Origin of the sequence: Streptomyces sp. WY228, from assembly GCF_019287315.1 — a bacterium.
Taxonomy (GTDB): Bacteria; Actinomycetota; Actinomycetes; order Streptomycetales; family Streptomycetaceae; genus Streptomyces; species Streptomyces caviscabies.
The window spans coordinates 6,476,221-6,491,663 of record NZ_CP079114.1 but is presented as its reverse complement, the minus strand read 5'-3'; the positions used below and the strand labels follow the sequence as shown (position 1 = coordinate 6,491,663).

Here is a 15,443-nt window from a genome sequence, read left to right as displayed (position 1 = left end):
TCCGGATGGAACCTATGAGGTTCGAGCGGTGTGGAAAGTGCGGCGAGTAAGTCACAGCTGGTCTCGGTACGTTCGGTCGCGGATCATCAGCGCGGCGCGTTTGTCGGGGAGATCCACTTCGGCGGAGAAGCGGAAACCGGCGCTGAGGAACGCGGAGACGGACGGGGTGTTGCGCAGGTCGGGCTCGGCGACGACCCGCCCGCACCGCGGAAGGTTGTCCAGGACGAGGTCGGCGACGGCGCGGATCAGGGTGGTGCCCACGCCCCGGCCACGGTTGTTCACGCCTCCGATGAGGAGGTGAATGCCGGTGTCGTGCGGGCGGGCCGGGTAGTGGCGGGCGAGGGGGTCGAGGTCGGCGCGGTAGATCTCCCAGTAGCTCATGGGTGTGCCGTCGAGCACGCCGAGGCAGGGAATGCTGCGGCCGTCTCCTTCGAGCTGGGGCCCGAGGTGGTCGGCGGTGACGGACTCCGGTCCGGCGAGCTCCCAGAAGGCCGCCACGGCAGGGTCGTTCATCCAGCGGCTGAGGACGGGGAGATCGCGCTCCGGCCGGACGGGCAGCAGCGCGAACTCCCCCGCCGTCGTGGCCGCGGGCGGCCAGGCCCCCGGGTCGCCCAGCAGCTCCTGGGGTACCCGGTCCCGGGCCCGGTCCGCCCCGGTGTTCCGCTCCTCGGCGATCAGCGCGAGGAGCTCCTCGGTGAGCTTCAGGTCGAGGGTGTCCTCGACGGCGTTGTGCTCACCCGCGCCGCTGCCGGACCGTTCGGCCGAGCCGGGGCCGGCAGCCGGGGCGGAGCCGTGGTCGGCCGGTGCGGCATCGGTCTCCGCTGAGGCGTCGGCGGGAGGCACGGTGGCGCTCTCCTCTCTGGACCGGGTGCGGTCGGTGGGCTGCTCCGGAGCGGGTGCGCTCGGAGTCTGCCTGGTGCGGGTGCTCAGCTGTGCAGCGGGTTGGCGATGGTGACGTACACCGACTGCGTGTCGACCGGTCCGACCAGCTCGTCGAGGCCGTGCAGCCGGGTCAGCAGGTTGGCCTTGCAGCGCAGTTGGCGGTTCTGAAGGAGATACGCGGGCAGGGGCGAGCCCAGTTCCGCACTCTCGGTGAGGAATTGGCGCAGGACGGTGAGGAGTTCCTGTTCGTCCGCCAGGCGCTGGGCACCGAACGCCCCGATCAGGCCGAGGACGTTGTTGATGCCGAGGTAGTAGGCGAACCGCTCGTCGGTGACCGGGTCGGAGACGAAGGTGTCGCTGACGGTGCCGATGCCGGGAAGCCGCTGTTCCAGCTCGGCGCGGCGGGAGTCGCGGAAGTAGTAGCCCTGGTTGTCCCGGTAGCGGCCGCCGACGGGCCAGCCGTCCGGGTCGAGCAGCACGAGGGTGTTCTGCTGGTGGGCTTCGAGCGCGACTCCGCCGTGGGCGTCGAGCCAGAGCACGGGGCGCACGATGTGGTGCAGATAGCGCCGGAACCATTCGGCGGAGACGGCGGTGGTGGAGCGGCCGGTGCGGGCGGCCAGCCGGGAGACGGCCTCGGCGAGCCGGGAGCGCGTGCCGGGGCTGCCGGGCCGGGGGCGCTCGGCGGTGAGTCCCGCGATGCAGGCGGCGTCGTCGGCCGGACCGAAGGGGTTGTGGCGGAGCACCACGTCGAGCCCGGTGACGGGTGCGCCCTCGGGGTCGTCGACGGCGAGCCAGGCGGGGTCCCGGACGATGTCGAAGCCGGGGTGCTCGCGCTGCCACTGCTCGGCGAGTCCGCTCGACAGCAGGCGGTGGACCTCGGCGCCCCGGTGCAGCTCCTTGCGGAGGTTCTCCCGGCGGGAGTTGGTGATGCGTACGCCGAGGGAGAGCTTGAGCATCACCCGCGCGCCGGGCCGGTGCACGGTGCGGATGGAGGAGGTGGGGTGCCAGTGCTCGCCGTGCGGGCCGAGGTCGTGGAGCAGACCGGTGGCGGCGAGGGCCTGGACCCCCGGGCGGTGGAGCAGGTCGGCGGCCTGCCAGGGGTGTACGGGGACGGCGACGGTGCCCGGCGGCGGGGTCAGCCCTTCGGCGTGCGGGGCGAGCAGTTCCTCGGCGGTGGCCGGAGCGCCCTCGGTCCAGGCGGAGTCGGTGGCGACCAGCGACCGGTCGACGGCGAACCAGTGGAGCGGGAAGGAGCCGTGGAGCTCGGGCGAATAGCGCCGGGCCTCCGACGCGGAGAGGCCTTCGCGGCTCTTGGGCGTGGGGTGGAGGGGGTGGCCGAGCAGCAGGGACTGTTCGGCGGTGAGGAAGAGGTCGGCCTCGGCGGGGTCCGCCGGGCTGCGCCGGCGCTGCTCGATGAAGACGGCGGTGTGGCGTACGGAGTCGGCGACCCGGCCGACCAGATCGCCCGCGCCGCTCTCGCCGCCCTCGCGGCCGATGAGGACGGCGACGGTGGCGGCGTCGGCGGGCGGGGCGTCGGCGGGGGCGTTCTCCAGGACGGGCGCGCCGAAGCGGTGGGCTCCGGTGGCGGACCAGTAGCGCACGGGGACGAGGAGGGCGGTGCCGCTGGCGGGGAAGGCGATGCGCAGGGTGTCGCCCTCGGGGCGGGGCAGGTCGGTCTCCCGGGTCCAGCAGCGCAGCAGGCTCTCCGTGCCCGCCGCGTCGGCGGCCCGCGCCGGGTCCGGGTCGTGGAGTGCGTCGGGCTCCCGGTCCCGGTCCTGGCCGTCCCGTGGATCGGAGCCCGAACCCGGCCCGTACGAGCGGGGGTTCGGGTCGCCGTGGTGGGAGGTTTTCTGGCGGGGCACCGTCGTCGCCTCGACCGTGCCGGGGGCGGCCGGTCCGTCCTGCCCTCGGAGCTGGGGGGTGCCGGGGCCGTCGGCCTCGGACGCGGGGGTGGGGTTCACGGCGTTCTTCCTTGTGGGGATTCCGGGCTCAGGTGGTCGGCCCGGCGGTGGTCCGACGGTGCGGGGAGCGTGTCGCGGCTGCCAGCGCGTCGGCGAGACGGTCGACGACGGCACTCGCCTGCTCGTCGGTGAGGGTGAGGGGAGGCAGGAGGCGGACCACGGCGTCGTGCCGGCCGCCCAGTTCGACGATGAGGCCGCGCCGCAGGCATTCCTGCTGGACGGCGAGGGCGAGGGCCGGGTCGGGCGGCGGGGCCGGGGCGGGATCGGCGGCTTCGGCGGGCAGGGGCGCGCGCTCGGGATCCACCAGCTCCAGACCGATCATCAGTCCCCGCCCCCGTACGTCACCGATGCCCGGGTGATGCGCCCTCAGTTCCCTGAGACGGGCGAGCATCCGGGCCCCCAGGACCGCCGCGCGGTCCGCCAGTTGGTTCTCCCTGACGTACGCGAGCGTGGCCGCGCCCGCCGCCATGGCGAGCTGGTTGCCACGAAACGTACCCGCGTGCGCGCCCGGCTGCCAAAGATCCAGCTCAGCGCGGTAGACGATCACCGCGAGGGGCAGGGAGCCGCCGATCGCCTTGGAGAGGACCATGACGTCGGGCACGATCCCGCTGTGCTCGACGGCCCAGAACGCGCCGGTCCTGCCGACCCCGGTCTGCACCTCGTCGGCGATGAGCGGGATGGAGCGGTCCGCGGTGATCCGGCGCATGCGGCGCAGCCAGGCGTCCGGGGCGGGGTTGACGCCGCCCTCGCCCTGGACCGGCTCCACGATCATCCCGGCCGGGGTCGGCACTCCGCCCTTGCGGTCGTCCAGGAGGTGTTCGGTCCAGCGGGCGGCGAGCGTCGCGCCGTGCTCGCCGCCGGTCCCGAACGGGCAGCGGTAGTCCTGCGGGAAGGGCAGCCGGGTGACCCGTACGTCGGTGGCTCCGCCGGAGGCCGCCAGGGCGTCGGCGGTCACGCCGTGGTAGGCGCCGGTGAAGGTCAGCAGGCCGGTGCGGCCGGTGGCGGCGCGGACCAGTTTGAACGCGGCCTCGACGGCGTCGGTGCCGGCGGGGCCGCAGAACTGGATGCGGGCGTTGTCGGCGAACTGCGGCGGCAGGGTGGCGAACAGCTCGGTGGTGAAGGCGTCCTTGACCGGGGTGGCGAGGTCCAGCACGTGCAGCGGGGCGCCGGAGTCGATGACCTTCCGGATGGCTTCGAGCACGACGGGGTGGTTGTGCCCGAGCGCCAGGGTGCCCGCTCCCGACAGACAGTCCAGATAGCGCCGTCCGTCCGCGCCCTCGATGGTGAGCCCCCGGGCGCGGACCGGGACGATCGGCAGGGACCGTGCGTAGGTGCGGGCCGCCGATTCGCGCAGGGACTGGCGGCGGAGGATGCCCTCGTGCGCGGAGGGCGTCGCCACCGGTGCGGGTTCGGTCACGGACACGGCTCTTGATCCTCCTGCGGTAACAGTTGCGTTGCACGTCGGTACGTTTTCGCGCGGACGCACCAAGGGCGTGAACGCTGTCCTGGTGTCCCCCGTACGTACCAACGACGCCGTCCGCGATGGATCACGGGTAAATCGGAACATCCTCGCGGCGACGGAACCGCGGACCTGCCGCGTACCGTCACCATCGGCACCGGCATAGTGGGGGCCGCACAGCGGCGCGGAAGCACCTGCTCCGGCGCCCGAAGTGTCCGCAATGCAGCACGAGTACCGAGTGACGAAGTCCCAGGGGGATCACGAGATGCGACCCATTCGCCCGACCGATACCGCACGGCGCGGGAGGCGCGCACGGCGCATGCCCTCCTCCGCGCTCGCCGCGACCGCCGTCGCCGCCGTGCTGGCGCTCACCGCCACGGCGTGCGGCCCGGAGGAGGACAACGCGGGCGGTACGCCCAGCGCCTCCGCCGAACAGTCCTCCGACGGCAAGGTCACGATTCCGGACGACCTCAAGAACCGTCTCAAGGAACACGGGATCGACCCCGACAAGTGGCGGGACGGTGAGTGGAAGAACTGGGACAAGGACAAGTGGCTGCGTGAGGCCAAGGACTTCGTCAACCCGATCATCGACGGTCTGTGGGACCCGGACCGGATGCGCGAGGCCGACAAGCCCCCGGAGAACCCGGTCGACAACGACATCTCGGGCGACGACGGTGTGACGGACCCGACGCCGGCCCCGGTCCAGGCCGCCGGTGTCGCGACGCCGTACCACGACAACGCCCCGGAGTCCGGGAAGCTGCTCTTCGACGGCCCGCAGGGCTCGATGGTCTGTTCCGCGACCGTGGTGAAGGACCCGGCGAACCCCGGCAAGTCCAACATGGTGTGGACCGCCGGGCACTGTGTGCACGCGGGCAAGAAGGGCGGCTGGTACCGCAACATCGCCTTCGTCCCGGCGTACAACAACGACGGCCTGTCGCTGGACCAGCTGGAGACCGCGCCCAAGGAGAAGATCGCTCCGTACGGCGTGTGGTGGGGCCAGTGGGCCCAGACCTCCGAGCAGTGGATCGAGCAGGGCGCCGCGGTCGGCGGCCAGGGCGCGCCGTACGACTTCGCGGTGCTGCACGTGACGCCGGAGAAGGGTGCGGGCGGCAAGTCGCTGGAGGAGACGGTCGGTTCGGCGCTGCCGGTGGAGTTCAACGCTCCGGCCGTGCCGCAGATCACCGACATGACGGCCACCGGCTACCCGGCCGCGCCGCCGTACGACGGCCAGAAGCTGCTCCAGTGCAAGGACAAGCCGGGCCGGCTCTCCGTCTTCCAGGACCAGCCCACGATGTACCGCATCGGCTGCACGATGACCGGTGGCTCCTCCGGCGGCGGCTGGGTGGCGGCGGGGCAGGACGGCAAGCCCGCCCTGGTCTCGAACACCTCGATCGGCCCGGTCACGGCGGGCTGGCTGGCCGGTCCGCGGCTCGGCAAGGAGGCCGAGGGCATCTACCGCGCGGTGAGTGAGAAGTACGCGGGTCAGTAGGACCCGCCGCAGCATGTACGTCCGTGGCCCCCGGCAGTCGACTGCCGGGGGCCACGGACGACCGGCCGCCGACTCCGGCACCCGGCGTGACAAGCACATGACACAATGCTCGACCGCGCCCGCGCACCACCGCGCTTCCGCGCATCGTGCGCCCGCGCGCCACCGTACGACTCAGTTGGTTCAGGGGGATCTCTTCCATGCGATCGATACGTCCGCTGCTGGCCGCCACCGGCCTCGTCGCGGCGCTCACACTGACGGCCACGGCCTGCGCCCCGGACGAGGACGCCGCCTCCGCCGCCAAGCCGTCCGCCTCCGACGGGGCGGCCGACAAGGGCCCCGGCGGCGGCCTGGCCGGTGATCTGGGCGACGCCCTGGAGAAGCACGGGGTGGACCCGGAGAAGTGGAAGGACGGGGGGTGGAAGAACTGGGACAAGGACAGCTGGCTCCGCAAGGCCGAGGACTTCGTCAACCCGGCCATCGAGGGTCTGTGGGAGCCGGACCGGATGGCCTCGGCCGACGAGCCCGCCAAGACGATGGCGGCCGGTGACCTCTCCGCGGGCCAGGACGTCAGCGACCCGGAGCCCGCACCGGTGCGGGCCGAGCCGGAGAAGACCCCGTATCACCGGCACGCCGCCCCGGTCGGCAAGGTCTTCTTCGACTCCCCCAAGGGCTCCATGGTGTGCTCGGGCACGGTCGTGAAGGACCCGAAGAACCCGGGCCGGTCCAACCTCGTGTGGACCGCCGGACACTGTGTGCACGCGGGCGCGGGCGGTGGCTGGTACCGCAACATCGTCTTCGTGCCCTCGTACAACGACCAGGGCAAGAACGCGGCGCAGCTGCGGACCGCGCAGCCGCAGGAGATCGCCCCCTACGGCACCTACTGGGCGGACTGGGCCGCGTCCTCCGGCGAGTGGATCTCCGGCGGCGGCCCGACGGGCGGCGCGGGCGCGCCGTACGACTACGCGATCCTGCACGTGAAGCCCGAGAAGGGCACGAAGTCGCTGGAGGAGACGGTGGGCAACGCGCTGCCGGTCTCCTTCGACGCTCCGGAGGTCCAGCAGATCAGCGGCATGGGCGCCTGGGGCTACCCGGCCGGTCCGCCGTACGACGGTCTGCTGATGCACCAGTGCGTCGACCGTCCCGGCCGGCTCTCGATCGCCCCGGGCACCCCGACCATGTACCGGATCGGCTGCACGATGACCGGTGGCTCCTCCGGTGGCGGCTGGTTCGTCGCCGGTCCTGACGGGAAGTCGATGCTGGTGTCCAACACCTCGATCGGCCCGGTCACTTCGGGCTGGCTGGCCGGTCCTCAGCTCGGTGAGGACGCCCGGCGCACCTTCACGATGATGAGCGACAAGTTCGCCGGCCGGTAGTCCCGGCCACCGGCCGTACGCCGAAGGCCCGGCCCCCTCTCCCGGAAGAGAGGGGGCCGGGCCTTCGGCTGTCGTACGGCCGTCAGTGCGCGACGGGGACGAAGGTCCCCAGCTCGGCGGCCAGCTCCTCGTGGACCTGGGCCTTGAGCAGGGTGCCGTCGGCGGTGTGCTCCTCGGAGAGCACCTCGCCCTCGGCGTGCACCCGGGAGACCAGAGCCCCCTGGATGTACGGCACGAGCACCTCGATCTCGACGGAAGGACGGGGCAGCTCGGCGTCGATGAGCGCGAGCAGCTCGTCGATTCCGGCGCCGGTCCTGGCCGAGACCGCGATGGCGTACTTCTCGTTGCGCAGCAGCCGCTGGAGGACCAGGGGGTCCGCCGCGTCCGCCTTGTTGATCACGACGATCTCTCGTACGTTCACCGCGCCGACGTCCCGGATGACCTCGCGCACCGCGGCGAGCTGCTCCTCCGGCACCGGGTGGGAGCCGTCCACCACGTGGAGGATGAGATCGGACTCGCCGACCTCCTCCATGGTGGAGCGGAACGCCTCGACGAGGTGGTGCGGCAGATGCCGGACGAATCCGACGGTGTCGGCCAGGGTGTAGATACGGCCGCTCGGCGTCTCGGCCCGGCGGACGGTCGGGTCCAGGGTGGCGAACAGGGCGTTCTCCACCAGGACTCCGGCCCCGGTCAGGCGGTTGAGCAGCGAGGACTTGCCCGCGTTGGTGTAGCCGGCGATGGCGACGGAGGGCACCTTGTTGCGCTTGCGCTCCTGCCGCTTGATCTCGCGGCCGGTCTTCATCTCCGCGATCTCCCGGCGCATCTTCGCCATCTTCTCGCGGATCCGTCGCCGGTCCGTCTCGATCTTGGTCTCACCGGGACCACGGGTGGCCATGCCGCCACCGCCGCTGGAACCGCCGCCGCCCATCTGACGGGAGAGCGACTGACCCCAGCCGCGCAGCCTGGGCAGCATGTACTGCATCTGCGCGAGCGAGACCTGTGCCTTGCCCTCCCGGGACTTGGCGTGCTGGGCGAAGATGTCGAGGATCAGGGCGGTCCGGTCGACCACCTTCACCTTGACGACGTCTTCCAGGTGGATCAGCTGGCCGGGGCTCAGCTCACCGTCGCAGACGACGGTGTCGGCACCGGATTCGAGCACGATGTCACGCAGCTCCAGCGCCTTGCCCGAGCCGATGTAGGTGGCCGGGTCGGGCTTGTCGCGCCGCTGGTACACCGCGTCGAGCACCTGGGCGCCCGCCGTCTCGGCGAGTGCGGCGAGCTCCGCGAGGGAGATCTCCGCGTCGTGCACCGTCCCCGAGGTCCAGACGCCCACCAGCACCACGCGCTCCAGGCGCAGCTGGCGGTACTCGACCTCGGTGACGTCCTCGAGCTCCGTGGAGAGACCGGCCACGCGGCGCAGCGCGGCACGCTCGGAGCGGTCCAGCTGTGCGCCGTCCCGTGCTCCGTCGATCTCGTGGCTCCAGGCGACGTCCTCTTCCATCAGGGCGTCGGCCCGGCGGGCCTCGGTGAGGCTCTCGGTGGTGTTCTCCGTGGCGCTCTGCGCGTCCTGCGCGTCCTGGGGAAGGGAAGAAGAGGAGGTCATTGGATCCTTACGTCGATAGAAGTCTTTACGCCAGTCACAACGTGTGATCTTCCCGGATGATTCCCTTCCGGGAACTCCGGTGCGGTCCGCCGCGCCGACGCGTCGATAGTGGCACGCCCCCACCGGGCCCGTCACGCGGGTTTCGCGCTGCTCCAGTCCGGGTGCCCGGGCATCGGCGGGGTCTTCTTCGCGTACAGCCAGCCGTCGAAGAAGGCGGTCAGATCACGGCCCGCGATGCCGGAGGCGAGCCGTGTGAAGTCCGCGGTGGTCGCCGTGGAGTCCCGGTGCACCCGGACCCAGGTCCGCTCCAGCCGGTCGAAGGCGGCCTCGCCGATCTCCTGGCGCAGGGCGTAGAGCACCAGCGCACTGCCGTCGTACATGACCGGGCGGAACAGGCTGAGCTTCTGCCCCGGGGCCGGGCCGTCCGGGTGCGCCGGAGGGCCGCCGTCCGCGCGCCAGCCGTCGGACAGCTCGTACGCCTGTCGCATCCGCCGTTCCAGGGTCCCGCCGCCGTTCTCCTCGGCGTACCGGGCCTCGTACCAGCTGGCGTGTCCTTCGTTGAGCCACAGGTCGGACCAGCTCGCGGGCGAGACGCTGTCGCCGAACCACTGGTGGGCCAGTTCGTGGATCATCACCGATTCGACGTACCACTGCGGGTAGCCGGGCTCGGTGAAGAAGGACTTCCCGAACAGGGAGAGCGTCTGGGTCTCCAGGGCGAAGCCGATGGGGCTGTCGGCGACGAGCACCCCGTACGTCTCGAAGGGGTAGCGGCCGACCTGCTCCTCCATCCAGGTCAGATGGGCCGGGGTCTTCTTCAGCCAGGGCTCCAGCTTCTTCCGGTCGGCGGCCGGGACGACGTCGCGCACCGGCAGCCCGTGCGGTCCGGTGCGGTGCGCGACGGCGGAGCTGCCGATGGAGACCTGGGCCAGCTCGGTGGCCATGGGGTGCTCGGTGCGGTAGGTCCAGGTGGTCGTGGCCCCGTGCCGGGTCTTCCCCACCGGCAGGCCGCCCGCGACGGCCGTCAGCTTCTCGGGGGCGGTGATCCGGAAGGTGAAGTACGCCTTGTCGGAGGGGTGGTCGTTGCTGGGGAAGACGCGGTGGGCGGCGTCGGCCTGGTTGGCCATGGCGAGCCCGTCGGCGGTGCGGACCCAGCCGCCGTCCTCGCCGGATCCGCTCGGGTCGCTGGTGTGCCGGACGGTGATGTTCAGCGGTACGCCAGCGGGGAGGCGGCGGGGGGCCTGGAGGACGAGGTCCTCGTTCTTGCTGCCGAAGTCGACGCTCTGCCCGTTGACCTCGACGTCCCGGACGGTGCCCCGGGCGAAGTCGAGGTTGATCCGGTCGAGCGGGGCGGTGGTGCGGGCCTTGATGCTGGTGACGGCGTCCAGGGGTTCGGTGTTGCTGCCGTGGTACGTGAGGGCGATGTCGTACGCGAGGACGTCGTAGCCGGGGTTGCCCAGCTCGGGGAAGAGCCGGTCGCCGATGCCCAGGGGCTCGGGTGCGGGCAGGGTGGCGGCGACGAGGGTGGCCGAGGCGGTCGCCAGCAGGGCGGCGCGCAGGCGGCGGGTCAGGTGCGGCATGCACTACCGCTATCAGCGCGGCGCCACCCGGCCGGGGAGCCGCGCGCCGCACCACCCGAACGAGAACGCCCGGACCGTGGCCGCTCGGCCGCCCATGGCCGCTCGGCGGCCCGTGATCGGTCGGCCGCCCGTGATCGGTCGGCCCACTGGACCGTGCAGCCTGCTGGAACCCTTCAGCCGGCCGGGGCCGGGTGCTGGGCGCGGCTGACGTCGTAGACCCCGGCGACCTCGCGCATGGCCCGCATCAGGGCGGGAAGGCCCGCCGCGTCGGGGAGCTGGAGGGTGTAGGTGTGGCGGACCCGCTGTTCGCTGGGCGGTTCCACGGTGGCGGAGACGATCGCCGCCTCGGCGGTCGCGATGGCCTCGGTGAGGTCGGCGAGGAGCCGGGGGCGGCCGAAGGACTCGGCGACGAGGGTGACCCGGCAGCCCGCGTCGGACTCCCGGCCCTCGGCGTCCGCCCAGCGGGCCCCGACCGGGTCGCGGCCGATCTCCTGCATGGCGGCCACGGCGGGGCACTCGCGGCGGTGCACGGTGACGGCGCCGCCCCGGACGACGAAGCCGGTCAGCTCGTCGGGGGGCACCGGCGTACAGCAGCCGGCCAGGCGCACCGGGCCACCCGCCCCTTCGACGACGACGCCCGTGGCGCGGGGGCCGGAACGGGTGCGCGCCGGTGCGGTGACCTGGGCGTCGCGCTCCGGGGCGAGGCCGGTGGGACCGGGTGCGCCCGCGTCCGCCGACGTCATCATCGAGGGGGCGGGCTTCGCCTCGTCGGGGTGGTCGGTGAGCCAGCCGGTGATCGCGATCCGGGCGGCGGGGGTGCGCACATGGTCGAGCCAGTCGGGCGAGGGGCCGGACGCGGTGTCCTGGGCGAGCAGCAGCTGCACGGTGTCGCCGTCGCTGAGGACGGTACTCAGGGTGGCGAGGCGGCCGTTGACCCGGGCGCCGATGGAGGTGTGGGCCCGGTCGCCGTACTGCGCGTAGGCGGCGTCGACGCAGCTGGCCCCGGCGGGCAGTCCGAGGGTGCCGCCGTCGGTGCGGAACACGGTGATCTCGCGGTCCTGGGCGAGGTCGTCGCGCAGGGTGGTCCAGAAGGTGTCGGGGTCGGTGGCGGACTCCTGCCAGTCCAGCAGCCGGGAGAGCCAGCCGGGCCGGGTCGGGTCGGCACGCTCGTCGGACGGCTCGGCGTGCTGGGCGGCGGCGTGGTCCTGGGCGTACGGGTTGCCCAGCGCGACGACGCCCGCCTCGGCGACCTTGTGCATCCGGTGCGTACGGATGAGGACTTCGGCGACGGCGCCCTCGGGGCCGACGACGGCGGTGTGCAGCGACTGGTACAGGTTGAACTTGGGGGCGGCGATGAAGTCCTTGAACTCGGAGATCACCGGGGTGAAGCAGGTGTGCAGTTCCCCGAGGACGGCGTAGCAGTCGGCGTCCTCGGCGACCAGGACGAGCAGCCGGCCGAAGTCGGTGCCGCGCAGTTCGCCGCGTTTCCGGCGGACCCGGTGCACGGAGACGAAGTGGCGTGGCCTGATGAGGACTTCGGCGCTGATGCCGGCGTCGCGCAGGGTGTGGCGTACGTTGTCGGCGATGGTGTCGAGGGGGGCGTCCGGACCCGCCGCGGCGGCGATCAGGGCGCGGGTGTGCTCGTACTCCTCGGGGTGCAGGATCGCGAAGACCAGGTCCTCCAGCTCGGTCTTGAGGGCCTGCACGCCGAGCCGTTCGGCGAGCGGGATGAGGACGTCGCGGGTGACCTTGGCGATCCGGGCCTGCTTCTCGGGGCGCATCACACCGAGGGTGCGCATGTTGTGCAGCCGGTCCGCGAGCTTGATCGACATGACCCGGACGTCGTTGCCGGTGGCGACGAGCATCTTGCGGAAGGTCTCCGGTTCGGCGGCGGCGCCGTAGTCGACCTTCTCCAGTTTGGTGACGCCGTCGACGAGATAGCAGACCTCGTCGCCGAATTGTTCCTGCACCTGATCGAGCGTCACCTCGGTGTCCTCGACGGTGTCGTGGAGCAGGGAGGCGGTGAGGGTGGTGGTCTCCGCGCCGAGCTCCGCGAGGATCAGGGTGACGGCCAGCGGGTGCGTGATGTACGGCTCGCCGCTCTTGCGCATCTGGCCGCGGTGCGAGGACTCCGCGAGGACGTAGGCCCGGTGCAGGATGGTCAGGTCGGCGTCGGGGTGGTGGGCGCGGTGCGCCTCGGCGACATGGCCGATGGCGTCGGGGAGCCGGTCGCGGGAGACCGGGCCGCGCAGTGCCACCCGGCCCAGTCTGCGCAGATCGATCCGGGGGCGGCTCCGCCTGCGAAGGGGAGCGCCCGGATCGGCGGCCTCTGCACTCATGGGCACCTCCGGCGACTCGGCCGGCGGGGCGAGGTCCGGATGCGCCTCGGGGCCGGTGCTTGATGCTATCGAGCCCACCACGTGGCGCAGTCCAGCTCTCGCCCAGCGTGAAACGGATCACCCATTCGAGCGAAGCTCCGGCCGATCACCGTTTCGAGCGAAACCGGCCGGGTGGCTGCTTCGGGACGGTCGAAAGGGCCTAGTCGGTGACTGCGTCGAGCCAGGCCGGGTCGATGACGCCCTCGGCGACGATCACGGCGGGGCCGGTCATGTCGATCGAGCCGTCGGGGTGCTCGGTGATGACGAGGGTGCCGCCGGGGAGGTCCACCCGATACGTCACGGGGAGGCCGGTCCCGGCGGGGTCGGCGCCGTCACGGCGGGCGGTGGCGACGGCGACCGCGCAGGCGCCGGTGCCGCAGGAGCGGGTCTCGCCGGAGCCCCGCTCATGGACGCGCATACCGACGTGGCGCGGGCCCCGGTCGACGACGAACTCGACGTTGACGCCTTCGGGGTAGACGGCCTCGGGGCTGATGGGCGGGGCGGTGAACAGGTCGCCGGCCTGGTCGAGGTCGTCGACGAAGGCGACCGCGTGGGGGTTGCCCATGTTGACGTTGCGGGCGGGCCAGCTGCGGTCGCCGACGGTGACCGTGACGCTCTCGTCGGGCAGCACGGCGCGCCCCATGGAGACGGTGATGTCGCCGTTCTTGGCGAGGTGCACCCGCTTGGGGCCGCCCCGGGTGGCGACGGTGAGGTCGCCCTCCTCGACGAGGCCGGCGCGCTGGAGGTAGTGGGCGAAGACGCGCACGCCGTTGCCGCACATCTCGGCGATCGAGCCGTCCGCGTTGCGGTAGTCCATGAACCACTCGGCGGTCTCCGCCATGTCCCGTGCCTCGGGGTGCGCTGCGGACCGCACGACGTGCAGCAGACCGTCGCCGCCGATACCGGCCCGGCGGTCGCAGAGCCGGGCGACGACGGCGGCGGGCAGCGTGAGGGCGTTGTCCGGGTCCGGGACGATCACGAAGTCGTTCTCGGTGCCGTGACCCTTGAGGAAGGCGATCTGCGAGGTGCTCACAGGCCAACTGTACGAGGCGGCGCCGACAACCCGCACGAGCGGCCCGGTCGCACGGGCCGCGCCGCCGTCAGCGCAGCCGGGCCACGCGCCAGACGGCGAGGGCGACCAGGGCGACGCCGGTCGCGGCGTACAGCGCGATCACCCGCCAGTCGGGGCGGTCGCCCGAGCCGCGGGAGGGCAGGCCCGGCCAGGTGTGGCCGACGCGGCGGGCCGCCATCATGCCCCAGCCGGCCGCGCAGCAGCTGATCAGGAGACCCAGCATGGCGACGATGGCGCCGCCGTCACCGAACTCGAAGGCGAGCGGGAAGGCGAACATCAGCGAGCCGACCGCGGCCAGCATGACGATGGGCGCGAGCTGCCAGATCCGCAGCTTGCGGGTGGGCCGCAGCTCGACCTCGACCTCGGGGGTCACGTCCTGCTCGTCGGGCCCGTCCGGGCTCAGCCGTCCCGCGGTCTCCCGCTGTGACGGCACCTCGTGCTCTGTGTCGCGCTGCTCCGTGTCGCGAGGGCCGGCCTCCATCGCCACGCGCCCTCCCAACTCGGACTCCACTGGTGGATCGATGCTCGATGATGGCACGATCACGGGTGCCGAATTGACGGCCGGAGCTTCCCGATGCCATCACGTGATCAGGCTGTGACCGCTCGTTCGACCAACGTCAGCGCCCGGTGCGGGAGTTCCCCCCGGTCACGGTGTCCGCCGCCGAGCCACACGACACGCGGGTCACGGCGGAACCACGAGTCCTGACGGCGGGCGAAGCGCTTGGTGGCGCGTACGGTCTCGGCCCGCGCGTCGTCCTCGGTGCACTCCCCCGCGAGCGCCGCGAGGATCTGCTGGTAGCCGAGGGCCCGGGAGGCGGTGAGGCCCTCGCGCAGCCCGGACTTCTCCAGGGCGCGCACCTCGTCCACGAGTCCGGCCTCCCACATCCGGTCCACGCGCAGCGCGATGCGCTCGTCGAGTTCGGGGCGTTCCACGTCGACGCCGATCTGCACGGCGTCGTAGACCGGCTCGTCGCCGGGGAGGTTGGCGGTGAAGGGCTTGCCGGTGATCTCGATGACTTCGAGGGCGCGCACGATGCGGCGGCCGTTGCTCGCCAGGATGGACCGGGCGGCGTCCGGGTCGGCGGCGGCGAGGCGGGCGTGCAGGGCTCCGGAGCCGCGCTCGGCCAGTTCCGCTTCGAGGCGGGCGCGGACCTCGGGGTCCGTACCGGGGAACTCCAGGGCGTCGATGGCGCCCTTCACGTACAGCCCGGAACCGCCGACCAGGACGGGGGTGCGCCCCTCGGCGAGCAGCCGGTCGATCTCCAGGCGGGCCAGGCGCTGGTACTCCGCGACGCTGGCGGCCTCGGTGACGTCCCAGATGTCCAGCAGCCGGTGGGGCACGCCGTCGCGCTCGGGGAGCGTCAGTTTCGCGGTGCCGATGTCCATCCCCCGGTAGAGCTGCATGGAATCGGCGTTGATCACCTCACCGCCCAGCCGCTGGGCCAGGAAGACCCCCAGATCCGATTTTCCGGCTGCGGTGGGGCCTACGACGGTGATGACGCGGGGGGCGGAAGCGGGAGGGGTCACCCGGACAGTCTCCCAAATATCCGGGCCGTCCCGAACACGTCGGGCGGGGCAGGGGGCGCCGCCGGGTGCGGAGAGCGACGTCAAGGACGCGCTCGGAAAACGCCTGCGGGCGCTACAGGGCG

At 72.5% G+C, this 15,443-nt stretch carries 11 protein-coding genes; 2 read left to right on the top strand and 9 right to left on the bottom strand.

From position 1 onward, the window contains the following. Positions 1-51 precede the first annotated feature (51 nt). From KV381_RS28460 to KV381_RS28450, 3 genes are all read right to left on the bottom strand, one after another. Positions 52-843, bottom strand: coding sequence for a GNAT family N-acetyltransferase (locus KV381_RS28460; RefSeq protein ID WP_218786664.1), 792 nt, complete (start codon positions 841-843; stop codon positions 52-54). Positions 844-926: 83 nt separating this feature from the next. Next, positions 927-2,843 (bottom strand): IucA/IucC family siderophore biosynthesis protein, encoded by a 1,917-nt coding sequence (locus KV381_RS28455; protein WP_218786663.1) that lies wholly within the window; start codon positions 2,841-2,843, stop codon positions 927-929. Between the two features lie 28 nt (positions 2,844-2,871). After that, complete coding sequence (locus tag KV381_RS28450; RefSeq protein ID WP_218786662.1) at positions 2,872-4,266, bottom strand: diaminobutyrate--2-oxoglutarate transaminase family protein; 1,395 nt, start codon at positions 4,264-4,266, stop codon at positions 2,872-2,874. Between the two features lie 355 nt (positions 4,267-4,621). Between KV381_RS28450 and KV381_RS28445 the strand changes: the two genes are divergently transcribed. Both KV381_RS28445 and KV381_RS28440 read left to right on the top strand, forming a co-directional pair. Then, a complete protein-coding gene (locus KV381_RS28445) occupies positions 4,622-5,791 on the top strand; it encodes a serine protease (RefSeq protein WP_030080141.1) in 1,170 nt (389 codons plus the stop codon). A gap of 197 nt (positions 5,792-5,988) precedes the next feature. Continuing rightward, positions 5,989-7,164: a serine protease gene (locus KV381_RS28440; RefSeq protein WP_218786661.1), complete on the top strand. Its 1,176-nt coding sequence runs from the start codon at positions 5,989-5,991 to the stop codon at positions 7,162-7,164. A gap of 82 nt (positions 7,165-7,246) precedes the next feature. On the opposite strand, the gene hflX is transcribed toward KV381_RS28440, so the two are convergent. From hflX to miaA, 6 genes are all read right to left on the bottom strand, one after another. Further along, on the bottom strand, positions 7,247-8,767 hold the full coding sequence (hflX, locus tag KV381_RS28435) for a GTPase HflX (protein ID WP_030080147.1): 1,521 nt from the start codon (positions 8,765-8,767) through the stop codon (positions 7,247-7,249). 131 nt (positions 8,768-8,898) lie between these two features. Next, a complete protein-coding gene (locus KV381_RS28430; protein ID WP_193464385.1) occupies positions 8,899-10,344 on the bottom strand; it encodes a M1 family metallopeptidase in 1,446 nt (481 codons plus the stop codon). A 173-nt stretch (positions 10,345-10,517) separates the two neighbouring features. After that, positions 10,518-12,683, bottom strand: coding sequence for a bifunctional (p)ppGpp synthetase/guanosine-3',5'-bis(diphosphate) 3'-pyrophosphohydrolase (locus KV381_RS28425; RefSeq protein WP_218786660.1), 2,166 nt, complete (start codon positions 12,681-12,683; stop codon positions 10,518-10,520). 199 nt (positions 12,684-12,882) lie between these two features. Further along, complete coding sequence (gene dapF, locus KV381_RS28420) at positions 12,883-13,755, bottom strand: diaminopimelate epimerase (protein ID WP_030633359.1); 873 nt, start codon at positions 13,753-13,755, stop codon at positions 12,883-12,885. Between the two features lie 67 nt (positions 13,756-13,822). Next, complete coding sequence (locus KV381_RS28415; protein WP_030080151.1) at positions 13,823-14,275, bottom strand: hypothetical protein; 453 nt, start codon at positions 14,273-14,275, stop codon at positions 13,823-13,825. Positions 14,276-14,382: 107 nt separating this feature from the next. Further along, positions 14,383-15,321 (bottom strand): tRNA (adenosine(37)-N6)-dimethylallyltransferase MiaA, encoded by a 939-nt coding sequence (gene miaA / locus KV381_RS28410; RefSeq protein ID WP_030080152.1) that lies wholly within the window; start codon positions 15,319-15,321, stop codon positions 14,383-14,385. Between the last annotated feature and the right edge of the window lie 122 nt (positions 15,322-15,443).